Origin of the sequence: Microcoleus sp. T3_A4, from assembly GCF_036700465.1 — a bacterium.
Taxonomy (GTDB): Bacteria; Cyanobacteriota; Cyanobacteriia; order Cyanobacteriales; family Microcoleaceae; genus Microcoleus.
This window is the reverse complement of record NZ_JAUBOY010000019.1, coordinates 92,236-102,042: the sequence shown is the minus strand read 5'-3', so window position 1 is coordinate 102,042 and position 9,807 is coordinate 92,236. Positions and strand designations below refer to the sequence as shown.

The 9,807-nt window shown below is 46.5% G+C and carries 11 protein-coding genes, 1 tRNA gene and 1 pseudogene; 7 read left to right on the top strand and 6 right to left on the bottom strand.

Annotated features, from left to right (window positions below; translation table 11 throughout):
• Both QUA07_RS12785 and QUA07_RS12780 read right to left on the bottom strand, forming a co-directional pair.
• A partial coding sequence (locus QUA07_RS12785; protein WP_333325625.1) for a ribbon-helix-helix protein, CopG family occupies nt 1-605 on the bottom strand: 605 nt, incomplete at its 3' end.
• 60 nt (nt 606-665) lie between these two features.
• Nucleotides 666-1,184, bottom strand: a pseudogene (locus QUA07_RS12780) (hypothetical protein).
• 384 nt (nt 1,185-1,568) lie between these two features.
• Here QUA07_RS12780 and QUA07_RS12775 point away from each other — a divergent pair.
• The gene (locus QUA07_RS12775) at nt 1,569-1,943 is read left to right on the top strand and encodes a hypothetical protein (RefSeq protein ID WP_333325622.1); all 375 of its coding nucleotides are present in this window, start codon (nt 1,569-1,571) and stop codon (nt 1,941-1,943) included.
• Nucleotides 1,944-1,972: 29 nt separating this feature from the next.
• Here QUA07_RS12775 and QUA07_RS12770 read toward each other — a convergent pair whose 3' ends face one another.
• Both QUA07_RS12770 and QUA07_RS12765 read right to left on the bottom strand, forming a co-directional pair.
• The gene (locus QUA07_RS12770) at nt 1,973-2,629 is read right to left on the bottom strand and encodes a HEAT repeat domain-containing protein (RefSeq protein WP_333325618.1); all 657 of its coding nucleotides are present in this window, start codon (nt 2,627-2,629) and stop codon (nt 1,973-1,975) included.
• 150 nt (nt 2,630-2,779) lie between these two features.
• The gene (locus QUA07_RS12765) at nt 2,780-3,709 is read right to left on the bottom strand and encodes a phosphodiester glycosidase family protein (protein WP_333325616.1); all 930 of its coding nucleotides are present in this window, start codon (nt 3,707-3,709) and stop codon (nt 2,780-2,782) included.
• A gap of 71 nt (nt 3,710-3,780) precedes the next feature.
• Here QUA07_RS12765 and QUA07_RS12760 point away from each other — a divergent pair, with 71 nt between their 5' ends.
• Nucleotides 3,781-4,590, top strand: coding sequence for a pentapeptide repeat-containing protein (locus tag QUA07_RS12760; RefSeq protein ID WP_333325613.1), 810 nt, complete (start codon nt 3,781-3,783; stop codon nt 4,588-4,590).
• A gap of 288 nt (nt 4,591-4,878) precedes the next feature.
• Here QUA07_RS12760 and QUA07_RS12755 read toward each other — a convergent pair.
• A tRNA-Ser gene (locus QUA07_RS12755) sits at nt 4,879-4,963 on the bottom strand.
• Between the two features lie 214 nt (nt 4,964-5,177).
• On the opposite strand from QUA07_RS12755, the gene QUA07_RS12750 reads away from it, so the two are divergent.
• Both QUA07_RS12750 and QUA07_RS12745 read left to right on the top strand, forming a co-directional pair.
• Nucleotides 5,178-5,546, top strand: coding sequence for a 2Fe-2S iron-sulfur cluster-binding protein (locus tag QUA07_RS12750; RefSeq protein ID WP_333040827.1), 369 nt, complete (start codon nt 5,178-5,180; stop codon nt 5,544-5,546).
• Between the two features lie 33 nt (nt 5,547-5,579).
• Nucleotides 5,580-6,095 (top strand): thermonuclease family protein, encoded by a 516-nt coding sequence (locus tag QUA07_RS12745; protein WP_333325611.1) that lies wholly within the window; start codon nt 5,580-5,582, stop codon nt 6,093-6,095.
• Here the strand turns inward: QUA07_RS12745 and QUA07_RS12740 are convergent, their stop codons facing one another.
• Nucleotides 6,096-6,290, bottom strand: coding sequence for a hypothetical protein (locus QUA07_RS12740; RefSeq protein WP_333325608.1), 195 nt, complete (start codon nt 6,288-6,290; stop codon nt 6,096-6,098). It abuts the gene before it with no gap.
• On the opposite strand from QUA07_RS12740, the gene QUA07_RS12735 reads away from it, so the two are divergent.
• The 3 genes from QUA07_RS12735 (at nt 6,276) to QUA07_RS12725 (ending at nt 9,793) form a co-directional block, all read left to right on the top strand.
• Nucleotides 6,276-7,091 (top strand): inositol monophosphatase family protein, encoded by an 816-nt coding sequence (locus QUA07_RS12735; protein ID WP_333325605.1) that lies wholly within the window; start codon nt 6,276-6,278, stop codon nt 7,089-7,091. The genes QUA07_RS12740 and QUA07_RS12735 overlap by 15 nt on opposite strands.
• A gap of 101 nt (nt 7,092-7,192) precedes the next feature.
• Nucleotides 7,193-8,107, top strand: coding sequence for a tetratricopeptide repeat protein (locus tag QUA07_RS12730; protein WP_333325602.1), 915 nt, complete (start codon nt 7,193-7,195; stop codon nt 8,105-8,107).
• 450 nt (nt 8,108-8,557) lie between these two features.
• The gene (locus QUA07_RS12725; protein ID WP_333325599.1) at nt 8,558-9,793 is read left to right on the top strand and encodes an ATP phosphoribosyltransferase regulatory subunit; all 1,236 of its coding nucleotides are present in this window, start codon (nt 8,558-8,560) and stop codon (nt 9,791-9,793) included.
• The last annotated feature ends 14 nt before the right edge of the window (nt 9,794-9,807 follow it).

Genomic DNA, 9,807 nt, shown 5'->3' with positions numbered 1-9,807 from the left:
TGCTGCTGTAAACTTTCGTAACTCGACTTCGCTACTGTTTCGGCTAATTGGCTTTCGAGATTTTGCTTTTCGGTAGCGAATTGCTGCTGCAAAGAAGCGATCGAACTTTCGCGTTCACTCAACTGCTGCTGTAAACTTTCGTAACTCGACTTCGCTACTGTTTCGGCTAATTGGCTTTCGAGATTTTGCTTTTCGGTAGCCAATTGCTGCTGTAAAGAAGCGATCGAACTTTCGCGTTCACTCAACTGCTGCTGTAAACTTTCGTAACTTTCTTGCAGCGGATTTGGCTTTACACTCACCGAGTCCGATAGAGTTTCTGCCGTTACAGCCTCATTAATTTCGGTTTCTTCGGCTGTTTCCCCTTGCAAGTGGGCTGCCTCTACCTCCGTTTCTTCACCTTTTTTCCAAGTGACAGTAACTTCCGTCTTGTCCTTAGAAATATCCAGAGCGCCTTGTGCCAAGCGTTCTAGGAGCTCCGACCTTGATATTCCGAGCTTGCGAGCGATCACGTTTAATCGATCGGCACTTGAAGAAGTCAGCGAAAGTCCGACTTTGACTTTACTTTCTGAATTGGAACTAACTACATTGCGATTTTTTTTGACCATTGGCATTTTCCTCATGCCAACCTACACTTATTAGTGTAGTGGCTGAAGCTTCTATTAAAATTAATTCTTGTTACTTACCAATTGTGCCAGCTTCTGTTCCCAATTGAACAAAAATCCGTGAATATACTCTTCGGTCCATTCCTCGCCGTAGAACCGCTTAAACATTCCCTGACCCGGGGTTTTTTCGGCACGATAGCGCAGATAGCACAGTTGAGCTTGTTAGATACTATCTAAGTTTGCGCCCCATGTCATCTGTTCGGCGCGATCGGCCAAATCGAAATAAGCCGCCAGATAGTCTTTGAACCCTCCAAAAACCGGAATTGCCACAATTTCCGTTTCCTTGGGGCGATCCCACAGAAACGCCAACGAGAAAAACTGCTTAGCTTCCTCTGGAAAGTCGCCACTCCAGGGAAGGTGCGGTTGATGAGCTTGAAAAATTTGTTCGATCGGCCCAGTACACTTAGCTTGGTAGTCAGCATCGCCGCCAAACAGAGGCTGCATATCCAGAGCAATTAAATGGCCACCCGGCAGCGTTACAAAACCCGCGCCAAAAAACGGTTGATAGAGATTACCTGAAATCTATTGCTCCTACTTTATATAATTTTAGACTGCGGCGTGCCGAACAGAAAAACAAGTAGAGAGGTGAAATTTTTCCAGCCAACTATCCAGCTAATGATTCGGGGACATCCTAGATAGACTTCTTTCAATTTGATATAAAAACAAATACACGTACAGGAATTATTGCTGTAAATTTACCAAGATGGAAACCATGACGATCAAAAATGAGCAACAATATCAGCACACCTTAGATTGGTTGCTGCGATTTTAGCAGTCTGTAGCTGAATTGGATAGTAATGAGAGTTTGAAAGACGAACCTGTGCGATGGCAGTTTCATAGAGATTCAGATCCGAATCAAGTAGACGAGCTAAAGTCAGAAGTTGCTGAATATGAGCGACTTGTTCAGTGAAACCCCAGCAAATTCCGCTCAAAGTTCATACTTTCAATAAGTTGCCAGGTACTTTAATTAAAGCTTGCATAGCCGCAAAAATTAGCAAACAAAAACTAGCCCCGATATTAGGAATTAATGCTGAGCGATTTAAGCAATATGAAGACACAGATTATCAATGCGCTATTTTTGTGGAAATCCTCGAAGTCAGCACAGCTTTGGGCGTAGAATTTGAAACGGCTGTGATTCTGGTAGGTTTTCAGGAAATAGAAGCCGTTAAAAAAACAGTAGAAAAATGGCGAAAAGAAAAAGTTAATTTAGCAACGGGTTCTCCAGCCCGTTCCACAATAATATTGACTTTTGACAGAAGGGGCCGGAACTCCCTTTCATAAGGTTGTATAACTATTTATATTGACTGTTTTTAAAGCGAAGCTTCCAAAGTCGCACCTGCAACCCGATGATCTCGATCTTTTGCCAAATAGCTCACAGCAGCGCGAGCTTGAGGATTGTCAAATCTGCTCAGCGCGCGAGCAACTCGCAGCCGAATTCCCCAGTAATCCGAACTTACTAGAGGTAATAATTGCTGCAATGCCTCTTCTTGCTTCTGGGTATTTGCCAGCAGACCAAATCCGTCAATTGCTGCTTCCTGAACTGGTACATCTTCGCCGCCAAGACCGATCGCACAAATTTCAAATACTGCATCAGGACACTGCATTTCATACAGAGGAGCCATAATGCTGCGGCGGACGAGCCAATTATCATCGCGACGAAAAGCTTCCACTAAATGAGAAATTGCCTCGGTTCCGAACCTTGACAAAGAGTTAGCGGCTTCGGCGCGCACGTTCGGATCGCGATCGAACTGCATCATTTTTAACAGCGCCGCAAAAGCTTCCGCAGTTTGAATCTGCCGCAATCCCATCGCCACGAACGATCGCACCATAAACTCGCGATCGTCCACTTTGCTCAGCAACATCGGTAGCGCCACCGCAGAATCGCAGTTTCTCAGAGCCGTTACCCCCCGCAGCCTCTCTTGAGAATCCGAACTTTGCAGCGCTGCTTGGATTTCGCTAATTTTCATAAGCCAATTATATATTTTTGTTACGTTTCTTTACAATTTTAGCAATTATTCCCGGATTTTGGGCAGATTAAAAAAAACTTCACTGCTGAATAAGAAATTTTGTGGGTATTTAAGCGAACTTTTGTATGAGTAATGAAGGCAATCAGTACCCTATTTATTTGAGTATGTGGAGGCATCATTATTATCTCGCGCGTAAAATCCCAAATGATTGGAAATTGGACGTTCCTGCATGGGAATTTTATTCTGAATCGGAGCATTCAACAGTTTCGCTCCTGACGGCGATGCTACTGCAAAAGTTACCGACCCGCCGCCATCTAAATTTAGCACTGTCTCGGCTCCCAACTGCATCGAAATATCAGTTATTTCGCTCAATTTCAGCCCTTCACTGTAAAGCCTCTGCTTGCCGTCTGCCAGAATTAACCACAACTTGTCGCCTGTTTTGTCAATCGCCGCAACGGCACGGGGATAGGGTTTATCCTGTTTGCGTTCTTCCTGACTTTGTGCTACGGGTTGACCATTTTTCACCAGCAAAGTATCTCCGGCAACTCCATAGGCTGTTCCCGAAGGACAAGTGCCGTTTTCGATTATTTGAGCGCGGTTTTTGGCATCAAAACAAAGGGCGGGGAAGCCTGAATGTGGTTGAGAATAAGCTTGGCTTTTGGCAAGGGCGTGTCCGACATTATTTACTCGATCGCCACTGCGGGGATAGTAATCCCAAGGTGCTTCCTCGATGCAGGGATAAAAAAAATTGCCGTTAACTGCTAATTGCAATTTAAATTCTTTCAGGAATTCAGTAGCAGTGCGGGCATTGGTTTCTGTTAAATCGGCTGTTGGGTTTCCGGGAGTGACAAAAATTCCTATTCCCGGCGCTTTTAGGTCGATGCTAACAATGTGAATGAGGGTGGGACGCGGATTAGTCCGAAATTCCCTGCGGTAGGCTATTCCTTGAAAGAGCGATCGGGCTTCGTTGGTTTGTTGGGGACGCAAAAAGTAGGGAATGTTGTAGAGTAGTATTGGTGCGAGCAATATTCCGAGACCGAGAATATGCCAAATTTGTTTGATAGTGGGCCGATAAGTCATACCATTTTAGATTTTAGATTGGGGACGGAAACACTAACAAATTTATATATTTTCCAGCATCCTATACTAATATGAAGTATTCGGATTCCCATAATTTTAGCAATCAAATTTTACGAAATCGATCGTTCCAAGGACAAGTTCTTAACGGTGCTGATTTTAGCGGCGCGGATGTTAGAGGCTGCAATTTTAGAAATGCTCAGTTAGCGGGTGCGAATTTTATCGGTGCGAAAATCGGGCTTTCTCGGCGACAGATAGCTGTTTTGAGTGCTGGGGCGATCGCGATTTGTTTGGTTGTGGGCGATGTTCTGACTCGAATGATTCTGGGAGCCCAAGGACAACTACCGGACTCTCCCAGTTGGCCTTTTGTTCTGTTGCTGTACGGGGTTTTGAGCGCTGCTGGTTTCGCTTCGGCGATCGCCAGCAAACAGCCAAAAACCTCAAAAGCGGGTAGATTGGCACGAACAATTTCTGCTATTCTATCAGGAGCTTTGTTGGGATTTTTCTATGCTGGCACTGCAACTAATAATAATTCCCAGGCTGCTCTTGCTGGAATGTCGATCGGCGGGGTGTTAATGTTTTTTGTGAGTTCCCGGATTCGCGGCCAATTTGCACAGGTGGCGATCGCATCGGCTGGAAGTGTGGCGACTTACGCAGCGGCTTTTTTGTTCAGTGCAACGGCGAGCGCTTTTCTGAGCACTCACAAACTGTTTTGGGGTATGTGTTTCGGTTTGCTGTCGCTGCTGTATCTTTGGTTTGCGTTTGTGTCTTTCTCGGCGATTGTTCGAGAGATTGGAAATGCTGAGGGTACTTCGTTCAGAGGGGCAAATCTCGCTGATGCTAAGTTCGATATAAATTACCTGTATCTAAAATCTAAAATTTAAAATCTAAAATTACGCCACTGATATTCAAACAGCAATTGATCCAGCAGAAAGCGACGCTTTGCTGCAAACGGTGGCGATTGGTGTAGGTCACTATGGTTTTCTAGTATTGGCATTATATCTGGGCGTTTATTCTCGGGGCGATCGCCCGTAATTTACACTCAAAAATATAAAAGCGAGATCCCTTGATTTTTCTAAAAAAATCAAGGGATCTCGCTCTAATCAAAGTATTTATCTCATATCAGAGATTTTTTTTGCAAGCTGTTTTTTTTGCCTAAACAGCTTGTTTAACGGAGAGGGAGGGATTCGAACCCTCGTTAAGTTGCCCTAAACACACTTTCCAGGCGTGCGCCTTCAACCGCTCGGCCACCTCTCCAGGGCTAAATTCATTCATTTAGCCACAGCTAAACTATATTAGCAGAACAAATCTGATTTGGGAAGGGGTAACGACATAAATTTGCGGTTTAATATGGGTAGGGTGTGAAACGGGCAGGCTTGGGTTCTCCTCCCTGGGTCGCAAACCCATTCATTTCAAGGATTTTGCCCCGCCAGCGCCAATCTAAAATCTAAAATCTAAAATCTAAAATTCCATGACTAACTCTTACACAATTAAAATTCATAACAGACAGACAGGCGATCGCCACACCGTGCGAGTACCCGAAGACCGCTACATCCTCCAAAGCGCCGAAAACCAAGGAGTAGAATTGCCCTTTTCCTGCCGCAACGGCGCTTGTACCGCCTGTGCGGTGCGCGTCAATTCGGGGGAACTGCACCAGCCAGAAGCAATGGGGCTGTCTGTGGAACTACAAAAAGAAGGTTATGCCCTGCTGTGCGTCAGCTATCCCCGTTCCAACATCGAGGTAGAGACGCAAGACGAAGACGAAGTGTACGAATTGCAATTCGGTCGTTACTTCGGCAAAGGTAAAGTTAAAGCCGGTTTGCCGTTGGATGAAGAGTGAGCAACTTGATAAATTATAAAATACCAATTATCCATGCTTTATCGATTATGTGCGATCGCCCTTTGTCTGTTGTTAGCTAGTTGCCAAAAACCAGAAATGCCCCAAGGTACGATCGCCAAAGTAGAAAGGGCCATCAGCGGCCAAACAATCGAAGTTATCAGTACAGCCGACAAAATAGCCTTATTAGAACAAATCAGGCTGATTGGTATTGATGCGCCGGATTTAAAACAGCAGCCTTGGGGAGAAGCAGCCAAACAAAGACTAGAACAGCTAACTAGGGGAAAACAGGTATTGTTAGAATCCGACATCGAACAAAAAGACCAGTTCGATCGCAAACTAGCCTACTTGTGGCAAGATAAAAATTTGCTCAACGAACAGCTAATCAAAGAAGGTTATGCCCTGGCCTCGGTGCGATCGCCCAACACCAAATACCAGCAGCGACTCATCAACGCTCAAGAATGGGCGAGACTCATGGGTAAAGGCCTGTGGAATCCAGAACGAGCATTGCGCCAAACTCCCGCAGAATTTCGCCAGCAAAATCGGAAATAGTCAGTTGACAGTTGACAGTTGACAGTTGGCAGTTGACAGTTGACAGTTGACAGTTGGCAGTTGGCAGTTGACAGTTGACAGGTGGCAGTTGTCATTGGAAGCAATTCTCAATTCCCAATTCCCAATTCCCAATTCCCAATTCCCAATTCCCAATTCCCAATTCCCAATTCCCAATTCCCAATGACTGACAATCAACTGCAAAACTTCTTAGAAATAGCCACCGAAGCAGCCCTAGCCGCCGGTTCCGTCCTGAAATCTTTCTGCGGAAAATTAGAAAAAATTCAAGAAAAAGGGCGATCGGGCGATTTAGTCACAGAAGCCGACAAAGCCTCAGAAGCCGTCATTTTAGAAATTCTCGGCCGCCACGTACCCCACCACGCCATCCTCGCCGAAGAATCCGGCAAATTAGGGGATGCCAGCAGCAAATACCTGTGGGCGATCGACCCTTTGGACGGCACAACCAATTATGCTCACCAATATCCTTTTTGGGCCGTGTCGATCGGACTTTTAATCGACGGGATACCACAAATTGGAGTAATTTACGACCCTTTTCATAACGAATTGTTTCGGGCAGGCAAAGGATTGGGAGCAACCTGCAACCGTTTGCCGATCGAAGTTTCCCAAATCTCAGAATTGAGAACCAGCTTGCTAGTCACTGGCTTTGCATACGATCGGCGGGAAACAGCAGACAATAACTATGCCGAATTCTGTCACCTTACCCACCTCACCCAAGGCGTGCGGCGCAGCGGTTCCGCATCCCTAGACCTCGCACACCTGGCGATGGGGCGATCGGACGGATACTGGGAACGGGGACTCGCCCCTTGGGACGTAGCAGCAGGCGTACTCATCGTCTCCGAAGCCGGAGGTCAAGTTACAGCTTATGACGGCAGTGCCTTTGAGATGAACTCCGGTCGGATTTTGGCCACAAACGGTAAAATACACGCCGAACTCAGCAGCGCATTGCTAGCCGTTCCTCCCTTATCTTCTTGGAAGTAGCGCCCCCCAGCAATAGATCGGGGGTAGTACGGGGGTCAGAACCCCTTGACTCAAGCTACATTAAAGAATAGTGAAAAGCCAGGAAAGGAAGAGTAAAAGTTATGTCTTTTGAAATGACAAAAGGGCTGTTCAAGTACGACTTTACAGATCAGCACGCAATTTTGGGAATTCCCTTAGACGCCGAGTTTAACGACATCCGCAAGCGCTACATGAAAATCGCCCGCCGGTTGCATTCGGATACTTGCTCTTTTGAAAGCCAAGCCGATAAAGATTGGGCTAACCAATTTTTGTCAAAAGTAGTCAATCCGGCTTACAACAAATTCTCTAAGGAAAGCGATCGCAAAGAATACAGCCTGCTATTAGCAGCCATCGCCAAGCGCGTCGTTAAAGAACAGGCGAAAATGCAAATTGAAAGCGCAGCAGCCAAACAGTTAGCTACCGCTAAAGATTGGGAAGAAGCTTACAAAACAGCAGTTAGCAAACTCGCTCTCAAGCAGTATGAATCAGTTAAGGAAACGCAAGAGGCGATCGATCAAATTAGCGAACTTAACATGGTTTATTTGCTGCGAAAAGAGCGCCTTGGTGGTGTTGGGGTTGCACCCGCTTCACCCATAAAAGATGCAACCCCACCCCCAACCCCACCCCCAACCCCAACCCCAACCCCAACTCCAACCCCAACTCCGCCCAAAGACGACCCGCGGATCGAAGCCTATTGCCGCCGAGCTCAAGGATTTATGGACAGCAAAAATTACGCTAAAGCAAGTTTGGAGTTGAGGGAAGCCCTGAAGGGCGCCCCGAAACACAGCAAGGCTCACGCTATGTTAGCAATGTGCTACCTTGAACAAAATCAAGCCACAATGGCAAAACTTGAGATGAACAAAGCTTTGGCATCAAATCCTGAAGAACCGACGGCTTTGGAAGTTAAGAAAAAGCTGGAACAAGCTTCCGCAAAAGCCAAAAAAGGTGACGAGAAACCAGGGTTTTTTGCAAGTTTGTTTGGCGGGAAGAAGAAGTGAGAAGTTGTGAGTTGTGAGTCAGGAATATTTAGAAATTGGTAAACTGCTCAGCAGTGAAGTGATCTCGCTCAAAAGCATCAATAGTTGGTGATATCACATCGGATCACAATCGGAATTATACCGTCAGTGCGATCGTCCCGCGATCGCGGCTGCTCCAGAAAGAGCGGGACGCTTGCACTTACGGGAAAAATGATTATTCCCATGCAAACCAAAACGCTATCACGCCTTAATTTGTTAAAGTCGAAGGTTAAGCTTGCCTGATTCGACTTTAACAGCCTCCCCTAAAGCTAAGCTTCTAAGCCCAATCTAAAATCTAAAATCTAAAATTGATATGACACCTTAATTTGTTAAAGTCAAATGTTAAGCTTGCCTCGTTAGACTTTAACACCGTCCATAAAGCTAAGCTTCTAAGCCCAATCTAAAATCTAAAGTCTAAAATCTAAAATTGATATGGTTCACCAACCCCCATCCGGTGCAAGAGATTTATTGCCCCTTGACGTTGCTCAAAAAATTTCGATCGAACGGCGCTTACAGCAGGTTTTTCACCGCTGGGGCTATCACCGGATTATTACCTCTACTCTAGAAAGGCTGGAGACATTGATGGCTGGGGGCGCGATCGACCGATCGACCTTAATTCAATTGCAAGACGCCGAGGATGGAGAACTGGGTTTGCGGCCGGAATTGACAGCATCTATCGCCCGCGCGGCTGCAATGCGGATGGCCGGGACTCGCTGGCAGCCTCAGCGCCTCTACTACAACGCCAACGTGTTCCGCAAAGGCCCAGATACTGGCTCAGGCGGGCAACAGGAGTTCTATCAAGCTGGCGTAGAGCTGCTCGGCGCGGGGGGGACGGTTGCGGATGCGGAAGTGCTGCTGCTGCTGTCTGAGTGCTTGCAGAGCTTGGAAATTGATGACTGGCATTTGGTTTTGGGAGAAGCGGGCTTGACTGCAAGATTGCTGGAACCGTTTCCCCCAAACGTGCGCCAAAAAGTTCGGGGGGCGATCGCCAATCTCGATCGAATTGCCTTGGAAACTTTGCCGCTGTCAACGGAATTGCGAGAAAGAGCTCTGCTGTTATTTGACTTGCGCGGTCGCCCAGAAGAAGTGTTGCCAATTGTTGCCAAGCTGGATTTAGATTTGCCGCAGCAAGCCGCGTTAAATAATCTCAAATCTGCGATCGAATTGCTGCACCAATATCAGTCAAAAATTCCCAATCTCAAATCTCACATTCACCTCGATTTGAGTTTAATTCAAACATTTGACTACTACACTGGAATTGTGTTTGAAGTTGTCAGCAGCAGCAAGACAGGACAGCGAGTTTTAGGACAAGGGGGACGCTACGACCAACTGTTGGGACTGTTCGATCCCCAAGGGCAAAATTCCCCCGGCATCGGGTTTTGTCTGAATATTGAAGATTTGCACCAAGTGTTGCTGACAGAAGGGCAATTGCCCACCCAGACGCCAGCTAGCGACTGGTTGGTTGTGGCTCAAACTCCTGAAGCTAGTGCCGCCGCGTTTGCTTACGCTCGCAAACTCCGAGAGTCTACTCACCTAGTTCGGGTGGAAATAGATTTAGAGAGTCGGGAGACAGCAGAGTCGGCGCGGGAATACGCGCGCGATCGACGAATTGCTCAAATTGCTTGGGTAAATGCCGAAGGATTGCCAACAATTGAAACGGTAAATTAGCCTAATTGGTAATT

Coding starts and splice junctions, on each gene's coding strand:
- QUA07_RS12725 (WP_333325599.1), top strand. CDS start 8,558: ATGGTTCACCAACCCCCATCCGGTGCAAGAGATTTATTGCCCCTTGAC.
- QUA07_RS12745 (WP_333325611.1), top strand. CDS start 5,580: ATGCTTTATCGATTATGTGCGATCGCCCTTTGTCTGTTGTTAGCTAGT.
- QUA07_RS12765 (WP_333325616.1), bottom strand. CDS start 3,709: ATGACTTATCGGCCCACTATCAAACAAATTTGGCATATTCTCGGTCTC.
- QUA07_RS12730 (WP_333325602.1), top strand. CDS start 7,193: ATGTCTTTTGAAATGACAAAAGGGCTGTTCAAGTACGACTTTACAGAT.
- QUA07_RS12735 (WP_333325605.1), top strand. CDS start 6,276: ATGACTGACAATCAACTGCAAAACTTCTTAGAAATAGCCACCGAAGCA.
- QUA07_RS12750 (WP_333040827.1), top strand. CDS start 5,178: ATGACTAACTCTTACACAATTAAAATTCATAACAGACAGACAGGCGAT.
- QUA07_RS12770 (WP_333325618.1), bottom strand. CDS start 2,629: ATGAAAATTAGCGAAATCCAAGCAGCGCTGCAAAGTTCGGATTCTCAA.
- QUA07_RS12760 (WP_333325613.1), top strand. CDS start 3,781: ATGAAGTATTCGGATTCCCATAATTTTAGCAATCAAATTTTACGAAAT.